The following is a 15,325-nucleotide window of genomic DNA, read 5'->3' as shown; positions in this document are numbered from 1 at the left end:
GGCTCCCTCGACATCGTTGTCGGTGGTTCAGCGCTGCGACTACCGTCACAATCTGCCCCCTAACAGTCGTTAGGGCAAGAGCCACGCGGAAGGACGCCCACATGGATGTCGGTGTGCTGCTGGTGTTCCAGAACTGGCACGAGAACCTGTCCGACGGCGAGATGTTCCAGCAGGAGGCCGAGCTCGGCGTCCTGGCCGAGGAGTACGGCTTCGACTCCGTCTGGGCCGCCGAGCACCACTTCGACGACTACTCGATGTGCCCGGACAACCTGCAGCTGATGAGCTACCTGGCCGGGCGGACCAGCACGATCAAGCTGGGCACGGGGGCGGTGATCCTGCCGTGGAACAGCCCGCTGCGAGTGGTCGAGAAGGCGATCATGCTGGACCACCTGTCGAACGGCAGGCTGCTGCTGGGCATGGGCCGCGGCCTGGCGAAGATGGAGTACGAGCAGTTCGGCGTGGACATGAACGAGTCCCGCCAGCGGTTCGACGAGGCCGCGCCGATGATCGTCGCGGGCCTGCAGAACGGCTACGTCGAGGGCGACGGCCCCTTCTACCCCCAGCCCCGCGCGACCGTCCGGCCCGGGTTGAACGCAGGCCACGACTGGACCGGCCGGATCTACGGCGTCGCGATGTCGCCGGACTCGGTGCCGGCGGTGGCGAAGGTCGGCGCCCGGATGATGACCTTCATGCAGTACCCGGCCGAGATCCACGCGGAGTCGATCAACCGGTACCGCGACATCTACCGCGAGACCCACGGCACCGAGCCGCTCCCGGTCCACACGCAGGACTTCGTCTACTGCCACGAGGACGCCGAGGAGGCGGACAAGACCGCCCGCGAGTACCTCTCGCGCTACTTCCTGTCCGTGGTCAAGCACTACGACTTCGCCGGGGAGCACTGGCGGGACACCAAGGGCTACGAGGCCTACCAGTCCGGCGCGGACATGATCCGCGAGGCGGGCATGGAGGCCGCGGCCGCGGGTTACGCCGACACCCAGGTGTTCGGCACACCCGAGCAGTGCATCGAGAAGTACCGGCACCGGCTCGAGGTGCTCGGCCCGCACCACCCCTCGATCGCGCCGTCCTTCGCGGGTCTGCCGTTCGACAAGGTGCGCGCCTCGCTGAAGCTGTTCGGCGAGAAGGTCGTCCCCGAGCTGCACAAGATGGGCGTGCAGACCCCGGCCGGCGTCTGATCTCCCACCCACCCGCCCGGTGAACGGCGCGTTCGCTCACACCTAGTGAGCGAACGCGCCGTTCGCGTTGAATGGGGGTGTCGGGGCAGGGTGGTGGAGCGGATGCCGCAGAGTGCCGCGCCTGCTGGAGCGGGTCCCGCGCATGCTGGAGCGGGTCCCGCGCATGCTGGAGCGAACGGCGCGTTCGCTCACACCTAGTGAGCGAACGCGCCGTTCGCCGGGGTCGGGGCGGGGAGGGACTCGCGCAGCGCGCGCTTGTCCAGCTTGCCCACACTCGTCCGCGGCAGGGTGTCCACGATCTCGATGCGCTCCGGGAGCCACCACGCCGGGACCCGCTCGGCGAGCCTGCCCCGCAGCACCTCCGGGGAGTCCTGCGACACCACCAGGGCCAGCGGGCGCTCCTGCCAGCGGGGGTGCGGGATCGCGATGACCGCGGCGTCCTCCACCGCGGGATCGGCGAGCAGGGCCTGCTCGAGGGCGAGCGAGCTGATCCACTCCCCGCCGCTCTTGATCAGGTCCTTGGCCCGGTCGACCACCCGCATCCAGCCGTCGGGGTCGATCACGGCGATGTCGCCGGTCAGTAGCCAGCCGTCGTCGAACCGCTCGGGGGCCTCGCCGAGGTAGTAGCCGGTGGCCACCCAGGGACCCTTGATCTGCAGCTCCCCCGCCGCCTCACCGTCCCAGGGCAGCTCGGCCCCGGCGTCGTCGACGATGCGCCACTGCAGCCCGGGCAGCAACCGCCCCTGCATCCGGGTCCGGCGCCGACGCTCCTCCGGGTCCGCGATCGGCTGCGGCGGGCGCGTGAACGTGGCCATCGGGGACAGCTCGGTCATCCCCCAGCCCTGGTACACGGGGACGCCGAGGCCCTCCTCCAGGTCCCTGATCAGCGCCGACGACGGTGTGGACCCGCCCAGCACGAGCGCCCGCAGGCTGCTCAGGTCCCCACCCTCGGCGCGCACGTGGCGCACCAGGTCGACGGCGACCGTCGGGACCATGCCCGTGTAGGTCACCCGCTCCCGCTCGATGATCCGGGCGATGTCGGCGGGCGTCGGGTGCGGGCCGGGCAGCACCTGCGCCGACCCCGCCATGGTGGCGGCGAACGGCACCCCCCAGGCGTTGGCGTGGAACATCGGGACCACGTGCAGGACGGTGTCCGCGGCCGAGATCGCGTGCCCGTCCGCCAGACAGGCGGCGAAGGTGTGCAGGTAGAGGCCGCGGTGGCTGTACCCGACCCCCTTGGGACGGCCGGTGGTGCCGGAGGTGTAGCAGAGCACCGCCAGGTCGTCCTCGCCCACGCCCGGCTCGCCGTCGAAGGGCTCGGCGGCGCTCAGCAACCGCTCGTACTCCTCGCCGGAGTCGATCACGCCCAGGGCCGGGTCGACGCCGTCGAGCAGGTGCCGCAGGTCCGCGTCGACCACGATCAGGCGGTCGTCCGCGTGCCCGGCGATGTAGGCGATCTCCTCGGCGGAGAGCCGGAGGTTGAGCGTGTGCAGCACGGCGCCGACCGCCGGGACCGCCGCGTACATCTCGAGATGCCGGTGGTGGTTCCAGGCGAGGCTGGCGACCCGGTCGCCGGGCCGCACCCCGAGCCGGCGCAGGGCGCCCGCGAGCCGGTCGACGCGGGCGGCGTAGGCCGCGTAGTCGTAGCGGAGGACCTCCTCGCCGTGGGCGTAGCAGACGATCTCCCGGTGGGGATGGTGCCGCCGCGCCCGCCGGACGAAGTCGGAGAGGAGCAGGTCCGTCATGGCCCCAGCCTCGCCGGCTCCGGTCGGGTTGTCACGACCGGAGCCGCGGGACCCTTGTGGAGAGTCTCAAGGTCTCCCCACCGGCCGGCTCAGCGGCCCAGCAGGGACCTGATCACCGCGATGATCTCCGCGGGGGCCTCCTCCGGCATGAAGTGACCGGCGTCGAGGGTCACGTGCTCGAGGTCCGTCGCCCAGCGCCGCCACAGCGCGGCCCCGTCGAACCCGAGCCGGTCACCCCAGCTCTGCTGCACCGCGGTGACCGGCATCCGCAGCGTGCGGCCCCGGTCGCGGTCCGCCCGGTCGTGGCGCAGGTCGACGCCCGCCGACGCCCGGTAGTCCGCGACGATCGACGGCACCGCCTCCCGGCTCGCCCGGAGGTACTCGGCCCGCACGTCGGCCGGTATCGCCCCCGGGTGCCGCACCCAGGCGTCCAGGAAGTGCCCGAAGAACTCGTCGGCGCTGCGGGTGATCATCTGCTCGGGCAGTCCGGGCGGCTGGGCCATCAGGTAGAGGTGCCAGGCGACGGCGGCGTCGGCGCCGTGCAGGATGTCCCACATGTCGAGGGTGGGCAGCACGTCGAGGGTGGCGAGGTGCGTGACGGTCTCCGGGTGGTCGAGCGCGCCGCGGACCGCGACGAGCGCCCCGCGGTCGTGCCCGACGAGCGCGAACCGGTCGACGCCGAGGTGACCCGCGACGGCCACGACGTCCGCGGCCATGGCCCGCTTGCCGTACGTCTCCTCCCCCGTGACCCGGGGTTTGTCACTCCCGCCGTACCCGCGCAGGTCCGGACAGATCACGTGGTGGTCGCCGGCCAGGTCGGCGGCCACGTGCCGCCACATGAGGTGGGTCTGGGGGAAGCCGTGCAGGAGCACGACGGGCGTCCCGTGGCCCCCGTGGGCCACGTTCAGGTGCACGCCGTCGGCGGCCGGGACCCGTTCGGTGGTGAATCCGTTCATGCCCGCGAGCGTCGCGGACACCGGTCAGCGACCGGTCAGCGTTGATCCGCGTCGAGGTCCTCGGCCCGGTGACGGTGCGGGACGAGCACGGCCCGCGGCCGGTGAAGGGGCCGCGCCACCGGGAGCTCCTGGCCCGGCTCGTCGCCGCCCGCGGCCGGGTCGTGCCGCTCCCCGTCCTGATCGACGACCTCTGGCCGGTGGCCCCGGCGGGCGCCCGCAGCGCGGTGCGCACGTTCGTCTCCGCGCTGCGCGCCGCGATGGACCCCGCGCACGCCCTGCTCGTGACCGAGGGGCCGGGGTACGCGCTGCGCGGGGTCGCCGTGGACGCCTGGGAGCTCGAACGGCTCCCGCCGGAGGCGGCGCTGGCGCTGTGGCGCGGCCCCGCCTTCGCCGACTTCCCCGACGCGGAGTGGGCACGCGCCGAGCGTGGCAGGCTGACGGCGCTGCGCCTGTCGGCCGTGGAGGCCCTCGCCCAGCAGCGGGTCGACGGCGGCCGCGCCGACGAGGCCGTGCCGGACCTCGAGGCGCACGTGGCGGAGCACCCGTGGCGGGAGGAGGGGTGGCGGCTGCTCGCCCTGGCGCACTACCGGGCGGACCGGCCCGGCGACGCACTCGCCGTCCTCCGCCGCGCCCGCACCCTGCTCGCCGACGAACTCGGCAATGACCCGGGCCCCCGGCTCGCGGAGCTGGAGACGGCGATCCTGCAGCGGGCGCCCCGCCTGGACTCCACCCCCGATCGGCTGTTCGCCCGGGCCGCGGCCGCCTGGTCCGGCAGCGCCGCGGCCACGCTGGAGTCCACGGTCACGCTGCTGCGCGGGATCGCGCTGTCGGGGGCGGGCCCGGTCGACGCGGCGCGCCAGCGCCCGGCCGTCATCGCCGCCGCCGAGGAGCTCGGGGACCCCGTGCTGACCGCCCGCGTGATCGGGGCCTACGACCTGCCCGGCTCCTGGGCCCGCTCCGACGATCCGGCAGGCGCCGCCGCCGTCGTCGGCGCCGCCGAGCGGACGCTGCGCGCGCTCCCCGACGACGAACCCTCGCTGCGCGCCCGCCTCCTCGCGACGATCGCGCTGGAGTCCCGGGGGCTCCCCGGCGCCCGCGGCGGCGCCGCCGCGCGGGAGGCGGAGCGGCTCGCCCGCGAGGTCGGCGATCCGGCGCTGCGCGCCTTCGCCCTGGCGGGGCGCTGGATGCAGACCTTCCACCGGTGCGGGCTCGCCGCGGAGCGCGACGCCCTCGGCCGCGAGCTCCTGGACCTCCCCGCCGCCTCGCCGAACTTCGCGGTCCTCGGGCACCTCGTGCGCCTGCAGGCACTGTCCGCGCTCGGCGACCTCGGGGCCGCCGCCGTCCACGCGCGGGCCGCGGACGACCTCGGCGCCCGACACGACCGCCCGTCGGTCGCGGTGCTCACCCGCTGGTTCGCCGCGATGCGGGCGGCCCACGACGGCGCGCCCGACGCCGCCGACCGCTACCGCGCCGCCGCGGCGGAGCTGCGGGACCGCGGGATGCCCGGCGTGGAACACGGCCTGCTCGACCTGGCCCTGACCTGCCTCGCCGTGCAGCGCGGCGAACCGGTGCCGGAGCCCGTCGAGCCGGGCCCCTACGCGCCGTGGATCGGGGCGCTCCGCGGGGGGCCCACCACGCTCCCCGATCCTCCGCCGGACCAGCTCCAGGAGGCCTTGTGGGTGCTCGCGGGCCGGGCCGGGCTCACCGCGGGGGACGACGCGCTCGTCGCGCGGGCGGCCGCGGCACTCGCCCCGGCCGAGCACGAGATCGCGGGTGCGGGCAGCGGCATGATCACGGTGGGCGCAGTGGCCGAGACCCTCCGTGACCTGCGGGCCTACGATTGCCGAAGCAGATAGGCGAGGCTACCCTTTGCGCGCCGCCGCGGATCGTGCGCGGTCGACGAAAGGACCCCCATGCGTCTCCCCCGCCTCGGCGCGGCCGTCCTCCTGAGCGCCGTGGTCGCGCTCGCCGGCTGCTCGAGCCCGTCCCAGGAGCCCTCGGCCGCACCGAGCGCCGCTCCCGACGGCGCGTTCCCCGTCACCATCGCGCACCAGTACGGCAGCGCGACCGTCCCGGCGAAGCCCCAGCGGATCGTGACCGTCGGCTTCAACGAGGCTGACTTCGTGCTCGCGCTCGGGGAGCAGCCGGTCGGCGAGCGCCAGGTCCTCGGCGACTTCGACGCCGACGGCCGCAGCTGGGCGCAGGCCGCGCTCGGCGGCACACAGCCGGAGAAGGTCGGCAGCAGCGAGCTGGACTTCGAGCGGATCGCGGCCCTGCGCCCCGACCTCATCCTCGGCGTGTACTCGTTCATGACGCAGGCGGACTACGACCGCCTCAGCCGGATCGCCCCCACGGTGGCGGCGCCGACCGCGGACGGCGCCACCTGGCAGCAGCAGATGGAGATCACCGGACGGGCGCTCGGGAAGCAGGCCGAGGCCACGCGGATCGTCGCGGACACCGAGCAGCGGTTCACCGACGCGATCGCCGCGAACCCCTCCTTCCAGGGCAAGTCGATCTCCGTCGTGCTGTGGGGCCTCGACTCGGGCACCTACGCCCTCGAGCCCACCGACCTGCGGACGCGGTTCTGGACCGACTTCGGGTTCACCCCCACCGCGGTGACGGGCTCGGTCGGCCCGGAGTCCTACGGCTCGCTCGAGGCGGACGTCGTGGTGCTGATGGGCGCGACCCCCGAGGACATGGCGGCCGAGCCGACCTTCGGGTCGCTGCCCGCCGCCCAGCAGAACCGGGTGATCTACACCGGCGGCTTCGGCACCGAGATCAACGGCGCCATCGGCATGAGCAGCCCGCTCTCCCTCCCGGTGGCGATCGACCTGGCCACACCGCGCCTCGCCGCGGCCACCGACGGCGACCCGGCGAACTCCACCGCCTGACACCTGCGGTCTGTAACGCCTCGCCCGTCTCCGGCGCTGAGGGCGTGACGGGTCGGACGTACCGCCCCCCGGCGTCCGGCCCGTCATCGACCGGAGGTGGTGGAGTGTCCGTCGTGGTGTGCCCGCCACACCTGGATCTCGACGCGGCGCTGGCGGCGGCCAGGGCAGGCGACGAGGAGGCGTTCGTCGCGCTCTACCGCGACCTGCAGCCGAGGCTGATCCGGTACGCGACCGCGCTCGTGGGTGCGGACGCGGAGGACGTGACCGGGGAGACCTGGCTGCACGTCGCCCGCGACCTGCGCCGATTCACCGGTGACCTGGACGGCTTCCGCGGCTGGGCCACCACGATCTGCCGGAACCGGGCGATGGACTCCGCCCGGGCCCGCAGCAGGCGCCCCGTGGCCACGGTCGAGCTCGCGGAGGTCGCCGAGCTCGCCGTCGTCGCGGACGACGCGCGCACCGACGGGACCGCGTTCGAGCGGCTCGGGACCCGCCGGGCCCTGGAACTGATCCTGGCCCTGCCGCGGACCGAGGCCGAGGCCGTGCTGCTGCGCGCGGTGGTCGGGCTCGACGGCCCCACCGCGGCCCGGGTCCTCGGCAAGCGGCCCGGCGCGGTGCGCGTCGCCGCGCACCGCGGGCTGCGGAGGCTGGCCGACCAGCTCGACCCCGCCGTGGTCCCGACGGCCCGGGAGGCCCACGATGGGTGAGCGACGCGACCGCACCCGGCTGACCGACGCCGAGGCCGACCGCCTCCTCGACGGCGGCGGACGGCGCCACGACCTGCGGCGGCTGCTCGACGCGGCCGGCGCCCCCGGGTCCGCGCGGGAGCTGCGGGGCGAGTCCGCGGCCCGCAGCGCGTTCGCGGCCGCGGTCGCGACGCCGCCCCCGGCGGCACGCCGCCCCCGGCTCGTCGCCGTACGCACCGTGCTGGCGACGCTCGCCGTCGCCGGCACGGCGTCCGGAGGGGTGGCGTTGGCCGCGCAGAACTCCACCCCCGCACCCGCCGCGCCGACCCGCACGCTCACCCCCGGGCCCGGACCCGGTTCCGCGCAGCCCGGCGCCGTGGCGGGCAACGCCGCCGACGCCGCCGCCGACGCCGCCGCGTCCGAGATCGCGGGGGCCCCGGCGAACGAGGCGGGGGCCGAGCCGCCGCCGCACGCGGTCACCGGGGCCGACATCGCCGCCGGCGTCGTCGGCGTCGTCGGTGGCTGCGGGCCCGCCGCGTGCGGGCCGCCCGCCGGCCCGCACCCCGACTCCCCCGGAGCCCCCGGAATCCCCGGAACCGTGGCGCCGGCCCCGGCCGCCGGACCTCCCGGCCAGTCCCGGCGCGCCGAGACCCCCGCGGGCCCCAAGAAGGAGAAGGCGAAGGGCGAGCACAAGAACCAGGGCGTGGGATGACCGGTCCGTACCGGCTCCCGGACGGGTGGCGGCTCGCCGTGGTGGAGCACGGGGCGGGCGTCACGGTCCTCGAGGTCGAGGGCGAGATCGACACCGTCACCGCCGCACCCCTCGACGCCGCGTTGCAGGCACTCGTCCGCGCGGGCGAGACCGTCGTCGTCGATCTGTCGCGGGTGCGGTTCCTGGGCTCGCACGGTCTGGCCGCCCTCCTCGAGGGCGCCGAGCAGGCCCGACGGCGCGGCGGCAGGCTCGTCGTCGTGCCCGGCCCGGACAACCGCGCGGTCCTGCGTCCGCTCACCCTGACCGGGCTGGACCGCACGATCGAGATCGCGCCCGGCTCGGCGCAGGAGGCGCGCACCGCGGCGGAGCGGGTCCGGCGGCGCAGCGGGCGGGAGGTCCGCGTCGACGCCGACGGCGACACCACCGTGCTCGGCCGCAGGCAGGGCCTGGAGCGGGCCGTGGGGAACCTGCTCGAGAACGCCGTCAAGTTCGACCCGGACGGCGCGGCGCCGGTCGAGGTGCGCGTCGGGGCGGGCGGGGTGACGGTGTCCGACCGCGGCCCCGGCATCGCCGCCGAGGACGTCGTGCGGGTCTTCGACCGCTTCTACCGGGCCGACTCCGCCCGCGGCCTGCCCGGCTCCGGCCTGGGCCTGTCCATCGTCCGGGACGTCGCGCAGGCCCACGGCGGCACCGTCTTCGCCCGGCCGCGAGCGGGTGGCGGCGCGGAGGTGGGGTTCACCGTCGACGACGCCCGGCTGCGCGGACCCTCACACCGCCGCTGAACGCAGGTGAGCGGGCCTTTGCGCTCGTGTCACACGGGGCCACCCCGGGGTAATCCGGTCTGCCTACCGTTCGGGCCGTCCACGACCCGAGCCGAAGGGCAGCACGTGACTGCGACCGCAGAAGGAACCACCACCACGGAGGCGCAGATCGCCGACCGTGGTCTCGTGCAGGGCCGGTGGATCGGCCACTGGGAGCCGGAGGACGCCGGGTTCTGGGAGCGGACCGGCAAGAAGATCGCCAACCGCAACCTGTGGGCGTCGATCTTCGTCGAGCACGTCGGGTTCGCGATCTGGACGCTGTGGTCGGTCTTCGTGCTGTTCATGGGCCCGGAGTACGGCGTCGACGCGGCGGGCAAGTTCTTCATCGGCGCGACCGGCACGCTGGTCGGCGCGATCCTGCGGGTGCCCTACACGTTCGCGGTGGCCTGGCTGGGCGGCCGCAACTGGACCGTCATCTCCGGTCTGCTGCTCCTCATCCCGACGGTCGCGGCGGCCTTCGTGCTCGAGCCCGGTACCCCGTACTGGGTGTTCGTGCTGATGGCGGCCCTGGGCGGCTTCGGCGGCGGCAACTTCGCCTCGTCGATGGCGAACATCAACGCCTTCTTCCCGGAGGGGAAGAAGGGCGCCGCGCTCGGGCTGAACGCCGGGGGCGGCAACCTGGGCGTCGCCCTGATCCAGCTGATCGGGCTCCTCGTCATCGCGACCGCCGGGGCGGGCTCGCCGCGGCTACTGCTCGCCGTCTACATCCCGCTGATCGTCATCTGCTCGGTCTGCGCGGCGCTCTACATGGACAACATCACGAGCGTCGGCAACGACAAGGGCGCCTTCTCGCTGGCGATGAAGGAGAAGGACACCGGCATCATGTCCTTCCTCTACATCGGCACGTTCGGCTCGTTCATCGGCTACTCGTTCGCGTTCGGCCTGGTGCTGCAGACCCAGTTCGGGCGCACCCCGCTGCAGGCCGCGGCGGTCACCTTCATCGGCCCGCTGATCGGCTCGTTCATCCGCCCGGTCGGCGGCTGGCTGGCCGACCGGTACGGCGGGGCGCGGGTCAGCGCGCTGACCTACCTCGCGATGGCCGTCTCCGCCCTGATCTGCATCCTGGCCTCGGGCTCGAACTCGCTGGCCCTGTTCACCGCGGGCTTCATCCTGCTGTTCCTGTTCTCCGGCCTGGGCAACGGCTCGACCTACAAGATGATCCCGGCGATCTTCCGGCGGCAGGCCCTGGAGCGGGTCGGCCGGGGCGCGGACCGGGCCGCCGCGCTGCTGCACGCCCGCCGGATCTCCAGCGCCGCGGTCGGGCTGATCGGCGCGGTCGGCGCGCTCGGCGGGCTGGCGATCAACCTGGCCTTCCGCCAGTCCTTCGCCGCCACGAAGAGCGGCGTCCCGGCCTTCTGGGCCTTCCTGGCCTTCTACGTGGTCTGCGCGGTCGTCACCTATCTCGTCTACATGCGCCGCCCGGCCACGGTCCGGGTCGGCGAGGACGAGACCGCCCCCGCCCGCATCTGATCACCCGCACACGCTCCACGGAGGTACCCCGAGTGACGAAGCACCTCGTCGTGATCGGCAACGGGATGGTCGGTCACCGGCTCGTCTCCGCGCTGCAGGACCGGACGACCGACTGGCACATCACGGTGCTGGGCGAGGAGAGTCGGCACGCCTACGACCGGGTCGCGCTGTCGTCCTACGTCGACGGCGCGTCCGAGGAGGAGCTGCGGCTCCCGGAGCTGTCGGGTCTCGACCTGCGGCTCGGCGACCCGGCCGTCTCGATCGACCGGGACGCCCGCCGGGTCGTCACCGCGTCGGGCGCCGAGCTGGACTACGACGCCCTGGTCCTCGCCACCGGCTCGGTGCCGTTCGTCCCGCCGGTCCCCGGCCGGGACCTGCCGGGCTGCTTCGTCTACCGCACGCTGGACGACCTGGACGCGATCTCGGCGGCCGCCGCGGCCGCCGTCGCGCGGCCGGGTCCGGGGCGGCGCTCCGCGGTCGTCGTCGGCGGCGGTCTGCTCGGTCTGGAGGCCGCCCGCGCGATGCGGCTGCTCGGCCTGTCCCCGCAGGTCGTGGAGATCGCGCCGCGGCTGATGCCGGTGCAGGTGGACGAGGGCGGCGGCGCGCTGCTGAAGAACCTGGTGACCGCCCAGGACATCGCGGTGCGGACGGGAGTGGCCGTCTCGGCGATCCGCGCCGAGTCCGACCGCCTGGTCGCCACCCTGTCGGACGAGGTGGAGCTCGACGCGGACGTCGTCGTCTTCTCCGCCGGGATCCGGCCCGCCGACACGCTCGCCCGCGAGGCGGGCCTGCGTCTCGGCGAGCGCGGCGGTGTCTGGGTGGACGCGACCTGCCGCACGTCGGACCCCGCGATCTGGGCGATCGGCGAGGTCGCGGCGCTCGAGGGCCGCACGTACGGGCTGGTCGCGCCCGGCTACGCGATGGCCGAGGTGGTCGCGGACCGGCTGCTCGGCGGCGAGGCCGCGATGACCGCGGACGAGCTGGACATGTCCACCAAGCTCAAGCTGCTGGGCGTCGAGGTGGCCAGCTTCGGGGACGCGCACGCCGCGTCCCCGGGCGCGCTCGAGGTCGTGGTCAACGACCCGGTGGCGGGCACCTACTCCAAGCTCGTGGTGTCCGACGACGCCCGCACCCTGCTCGGCGGCGTGCTGGTCGGGGACGCCTCGAAGTACTCCACGCTCCGCCCGATGGTGGGCCTGGCGCTGCCCGCGGACCCGGTCGCGATGATCGCGCCCGGCGGCGTCGAGCTCGGCGCGGACGCGCTGCCGGACTCCGCGCAGATCTGCTCCTGCAACGCGGTGACCAAGGGCGTGCTGCGCACCGCGATCCAGGACGGCGCGTGCACGGTCGCGGACCTGAAGTCCACCACCTTGGCGGGCACCAGCTGCGGGTCCTGCGTGCCGCTGCTGAAGAAGATGCTGGTCACCGAGGGTGTCGAGGTCTCGAAGGCGATCTGCGAGCACTTCGCGTTCTCGCGCGCCGAGCTGTTCCAGATCATCGCCTCGACGGGCCTGCGGACCTTCACCGAGGTCGTCGAGCGGCACGGGACCGGGCGCGGCTGCGATCTCTGCAAGCCCGCCGTCGCGTCGATCCTGGCCTCGCTCGGCGGCGGCCACATCCACGACGGCGAGCAGGCCGCCCTGCAGGACACCAACGACCACTTCCTCGCGAACATGCAGCGCAACGGCACCTACTCGGTGGTGCCGCGCATCGCGGGCGGCGAGATCACGCCGGAGGGCCTGATCGTGATCGGCGAGGTCGCGCGGGACTTCGGGCTCTACACCAAGATCACCGGCGGGCAGCGGATCGACATGTTCGGCGCGCGCGTCGAGCAGCTGCCCGCGATCTGGAAGCGGCTGGTGGACGCCGGTTTCGAGTCCGGGCACGCCTACGGCAAGTCGCTGCGCACGGTGAAGTCCTGCGTCGGGTCGAGCTGGTGCCGGTACGGGGTGCAGGACTCGGTCGGCATGGCCGTGCTGCTGGAGCTGCGCTACCGCGGCCTGCGGAGCCCGCACAAGATCAAGTCAGGCGTCTCCGGCTGCGCGCGGGAGTGCGCGGAGGCCCGGTCGAAGGACTTCGGGATCATCGCCACCGAGAAGGGCTGGAACCTCTACGTCGGTGGCAACGGCGGCGCCACCCCCCGGCACGCCCAGCTCCTCGTCCAGGACGTGGACCAGGAGACCCTCATCCGCACGATCGACCGCTACCTCATGTTCTACATCCGCACCGCGGACCGGCTGCAGCGCACCGCGCCCTGGCTGGAGGAGCTCGAGGGCGGGCTGGACCACCTGCGCGCGGTGCTGGTGGAGGACTCGCTCGGGATCGGCGCCGAGCTCGACGCGGCCATGGCCGCGCACGTCGAGAACTACGCCGACGAGTGGCGCGGGGTGCTGGAGGACCCGCAGAAGCTGGAGCGCTTCGTGTCCTTCGTCAACGCGCCGGAGACGCCGGATCCCACGATCTCGTTCGTCACCGAGCGCGGCATGCCCGTCCCGACGCCCCGCGCGGGCGATCCCGTCCTGATCGGCATCCCGGGGGTGCGCGCATGACCACCACGTCGGAGCAGGTCCAGCCACGGCAGGCGCGCGAGGACGGGGACTGGCGCACCGTCTGCCCGCTGGCGCGGCTGCAGCCCGAGCGCGGCGTCGCCGCCCTGTTCGGGGAGGTCCAGGTCGCCGTCTTCCGGCTGCACGACGACCGGCTCTTCGCCCTCGGCAACGTCGACCCGCGGACCGGCGCCGCGGTGCTCTCGCGCGGGATCGTGGGCGACCGCGGCGGCGTGCCGACGGTCGCGTCGCCGCTGTACAAGGAGTCCTTCAGCCTGCTCGACGGCCGGTGTCTGGACGTCGAGGGCCGCTCGGTGCCGACCTATCCGGTCCGCATCCACGGCGGCGACGTTCAGGTCGGGCTGGCCTAGTGACGCCCCTCGCGTTCGCGTTGCCCCCGACGATGCCGGAGAATGTCCCGATGAGCGCCCCCACCACCGCAGCGGCGCCCGTTCCCCCGCTGGCCGGTTTCACCGTCGGCGTGACCGCCGCCCGTCGTGCCGAGGAGCTGGGCACGATGCTGGAACGACGCGGCGCGTGCGTGCAGCACGGGCCCTCCATCCGGATCGTCCCGCTCGCGGACGACGCGGACCTCGAACAACGCACCCGGGACCTGATCGCCCGGCCCCCGGACATCACCGTCGCGACGACGGGGATCGGCTTCCGCGGCTGGATCGAGGCCGCGGACGGCTGGGGCGTGGGCGAGGCGCTGCTCGACGCCCTCGGCCGCAGCCAGGTCCTCGCCCGCGGCCCCAAGGCCCGCGGCCAGATCCGGGCCTCGGGGCTGACCGAGGTGTGGTCGCCCGCCTCGGAGTCCTCGGCCGAGGTGCTGGACCACCTGCTCGAGGAGGGCGTCGATGGGCGTCGGATCGCGGTGCAGCTGCACGGCGAGCCGCTGCCGGACGTCGTCGAGGCCCTGGAGCTCGCTGGGGCCGAGGTCGTCCAGGTCCCGGTGTACCGCTGGGTGCAGCCGGAGAACCTCACCCCGATGGACCGGCTCACCGACACCGTGCTGGCCGGCGGCATCGACGTGCTGACCTTCACCTCCGCCCCGGCCGCGGCCTCGCTGCTCGCCCGGGCGGCCGAGCGCGGGCTGCGGGACGACCTGATCACCGCGTTGCGGATGAAGGTCCTCGTCGTGTGCGTCGGGCCGGTCACGGCGGCGCCGCTGGAGGCCGTCGACATCCCCACGGTGCAGCCCCCGCGCTCGCGCCTCGGGGCGATGGTGCGCACGCTGGAGTCGGAGGCGCCCTCGCTGGCGCGCAGACTGCCCATCGCCGGGCACACCCTGGAGCTGCGCGGACACGCCGTGCTGGTCGACGGGGAGCTGAAGGCCCTCCCGCCCACCGGCATGGCGCTGCTGCGGGTCCTCGCCCGGCGCCCCGGTCGCGTGGTGTCCCGTGCCGACCTGCTGGCGGTGCTGCCGGGCGGCGGGGACGACGAGCACGCGGTGGAGACGGCCATGGCCCGCCTGCGCTCCGGGCTCGGCGGCGCCAAGCTCATCCAGACCGTGGTGAAGCGGGGCTACCGGCTGGCCCTGGACCCGACCCTGCCGACCGTGGGCCCCTCCCCGATCGGCGGCCACTGCGTGTCCGGGGAGGACCGGTGACCCCGCCGCTGCTCCTGGTCGCCCACGGCTCGCGGTCGGACGCGGCGGACGCGGTGGTCCAGGAGATCGCCGCCGCCGCCCGGGCCCGGCTGCGGGCGGAGGTGCGGGTCGCCTACGTCGACGTCCGGCGGCCCTCGGTGCTCGACGCGGTCGAGGGGCTGGCCGAGGCGGTCGTCCTGCCCGCATTCCTGGCCTCGGGGTACCACGTGCGCACCGACCTGCCCGCGCAGCTGGCGATGGCCGGGGTGGATCCGGCCCGGTTCGTGCTGACCCCGGCCCTGGGCCCGGACCCGCTGCTCGTCCGGGCCGCCCTCGCCCGGTCGGCCGAGGCCGGGCACCGGATCGGCGACACCGTGGTGCTCGCGGCGGCGGGGTCCTCGGACCCGGCGGCGCTCGACGAGGTCCGCACGGCGGGCCGGATGCTGTCCGAGGCCCTCGGCCGCCCGGTCCGCGTCGGCTTCGCCGCCACGGCCACGCCGCGGATCGAGCCGCTGGTCGAGAGCCTGCGCGCCTCGGGCGTGCGACGGGTCTCGGTGGTCTCCTGGCTGCTCGCCCCCGGCGTCTTCCACCACCGCCTGCTCGCTGCGGGCGCAGACGTCGTCGGTGCCCCGCTCGGCGCCCACCCGGCGGTGGTCGACGCCGTGGTCGCGCGCTACCGGGCGGGCGTGGGCGCGGTCCGCACCGCCGCCTGATCCG

The 15,325-nt window shown here is 74.6% G+C and carries 13 protein-coding genes; 11 read left to right on the top strand and 2 right to left on the bottom strand.

The features are described from left to right. Window positions 1–101 precede the first annotated feature (101 nt). On the top strand, window positions 102–1,193 hold the full coding sequence (locus L3X23_RS04465; RefSeq protein ID WP_237190824.1) for an LLM class flavin-dependent oxidoreductase: 1,092 nt from the start codon (window positions 102–104) through the stop codon (window positions 1,191–1,193). A 194-nt stretch (window positions 1,194–1,387) separates the two neighbouring features. Here L3X23_RS04465 and L3X23_RS04460 read toward each other — a convergent pair whose 3' ends face one another. Both L3X23_RS04460 and L3X23_RS04455 read right to left on the bottom strand, forming a co-directional pair. Next, window positions 1,388–2,938, bottom strand: a complete 1,551-nt coding sequence (locus L3X23_RS04460; protein ID WP_237190823.1) for a long-chain-fatty-acid--CoA ligase — start codon at window positions 2,936–2,938, stop codon at window positions 1,388–1,390. Between the two features lie 89 nt (window positions 2,939–3,027). After that, on the bottom strand, window positions 3,028–3,894 hold the full coding sequence (locus L3X23_RS04455; RefSeq protein ID WP_237190822.1) for an alpha/beta fold hydrolase: 867 nt from the start codon (window positions 3,892–3,894) through the stop codon (window positions 3,028–3,030). A 41-nt stretch (window positions 3,895–3,935) separates the two neighbouring features. On the opposite strand from L3X23_RS04455, the gene L3X23_RS04450 reads away from it, so the two are divergent. The 10 genes from L3X23_RS04450 to L3X23_RS04400 all read left to right on the top strand — a co-directional run bounded on the left by L3X23_RS04450 (window position 3,936) and on the right by L3X23_RS04400 (window position 15,321). Next, complete coding sequence (locus L3X23_RS04450; RefSeq protein WP_237190821.1) at window positions 3,936–5,750, top strand: BTAD domain-containing putative transcriptional regulator; 1,815 nt, start codon at window positions 3,936–3,938, stop codon at window positions 5,748–5,750. Window positions 5,751–5,807: 57 nt separating this feature from the next. Continuing rightward, entirely contained in the window at window positions 5,808–6,785 is a 978-nt protein-coding gene (locus L3X23_RS04445; RefSeq protein WP_237190820.1) for an iron-siderophore ABC transporter substrate-binding protein, read from the top strand. Window positions 6,786–6,889: 104 nt separating this feature from the next. Next, complete coding sequence (locus tag L3X23_RS04440) at window positions 6,890–7,492, top strand: RNA polymerase sigma factor (RefSeq protein ID WP_237190819.1); 603 nt, start codon at window positions 6,890–6,892, stop codon at window positions 7,490–7,492. Further along, window positions 7,485–8,183 (top strand): hypothetical protein, encoded by a 699-nt coding sequence (locus L3X23_RS04435; protein WP_237190818.1) that lies wholly within the window; start codon window positions 7,485–7,487, stop codon window positions 8,181–8,183. Before L3X23_RS04440 ends, L3X23_RS04435 begins: the two co-directional genes overlap by 8 nt. Next, on the top strand, window positions 8,180–8,965 hold the full coding sequence (locus tag L3X23_RS36550; protein WP_374204814.1) for an anti-sigma factor antagonist: 786 nt from the start codon (window positions 8,180–8,182) through the stop codon (window positions 8,963–8,965). Before L3X23_RS04435 ends, L3X23_RS36550 begins: the two co-directional genes overlap by 4 nt. A gap of 147 nt (window positions 8,966–9,112) precedes the next feature. Beyond that, complete coding sequence (locus tag L3X23_RS04420; protein ID WP_237197926.1) at window positions 9,113–10,474, top strand: MFS transporter; 1,362 nt, start codon at window positions 9,113–9,115, stop codon at window positions 10,472–10,474. 32 nt (window positions 10,475–10,506) lie between these two features. Beyond that, complete coding sequence (gene nirB, locus L3X23_RS04415) at window positions 10,507–13,023, top strand: nitrite reductase large subunit NirB (protein ID WP_308116868.1); 2,517 nt, start codon at window positions 10,507–10,509, stop codon at window positions 13,021–13,023. Next, window positions 13,020–13,391, top strand: a complete 372-nt coding sequence (gene nirD, locus L3X23_RS04410; protein WP_237190817.1) for a nitrite reductase small subunit NirD — start codon at window positions 13,020–13,022, stop codon at window positions 13,389–13,391. The genes nirB and nirD overlap by 4 nt, the downstream gene beginning before the upstream one ends. A 50-nt stretch (window positions 13,392–13,441) precedes the next feature. Beyond that, window positions 13,442–14,629 carry a uroporphyrinogen-III synthase gene (locus L3X23_RS04405; protein ID WP_237190816.1) on the top strand — a complete coding sequence of 396 codons (1,188 nt, stop codon included), beginning with the start codon at window positions 13,442–13,444 and terminating at the stop codon, window positions 14,627–14,629. Next, window positions 14,626–15,321, top strand: coding sequence for a sirohydrochlorin chelatase (locus tag L3X23_RS04400; RefSeq protein WP_237190815.1), 696 nt, complete (start codon window positions 14,626–14,628; stop codon window positions 15,319–15,321). The genes L3X23_RS04405 and L3X23_RS04400 overlap by 4 nt, the downstream gene beginning before the upstream one ends. Window positions 15,322–15,325: the final 4 nt, after the last annotated feature.

The organism is Pseudonocardia sp. WMMC193 (genome assembly GCF_021728735.1).
Taxonomy (GTDB): domain Bacteria; phylum Actinomycetota; class Actinomycetes; order Mycobacteriales; family Pseudonocardiaceae; genus Pseudonocardia; species Pseudonocardia oroxyli.
This window is presented reverse-complemented; position numbering and strand designations above follow the sequence as displayed.

Coding starts and splice junctions, on each gene's coding strand:
- L3X23_RS04465 (WP_237190824.1), top strand. CDS start 102: ATGGATGTCGGTGTGCTGCTGGTGTTCCAGAACTGGCACGAGAACCTG.
- L3X23_RS04460 (WP_237190823.1), bottom strand. CDS start 2,938: ATGACGGACCTGCTCCTCTCCGACTTCGTCCGGCGGGCGCGGCGGCAC.
- L3X23_RS04455 (WP_237190822.1), bottom strand. CDS start 3,894: ATGAACGGATTCACCACCGAACGGGTCCCGGCCGCCGACGGCGTGCAC.
- L3X23_RS04445 (WP_237190820.1), top strand. CDS start 5,808: ATGCGTCTCCCCCGCCTCGGCGCGGCCGTCCTCCTGAGCGCCGTGGTC.
- L3X23_RS04435 (WP_237190818.1), top strand. CDS start 7,485: ATGGGTGAGCGACGCGACCGCACCCGGCTGACCGACGCCGAGGCCGAC.
- L3X23_RS36550 (WP_374204814.1), top strand. CDS start 8,180: ATGACCGGTCCGTACCGGCTCCCGGACGGGTGGCGGCTCGCCGTGGTG.
- nirD (WP_237190817.1), top strand. CDS start 13,020: ATGACCACCACGTCGGAGCAGGTCCAGCCACGGCAGGCGCGCGAGGAC.
- L3X23_RS04405 (WP_237190816.1), top strand. CDS start 13,442: ATGAGCGCCCCCACCACCGCAGCGGCGCCCGTTCCCCCGCTGGCCGGT.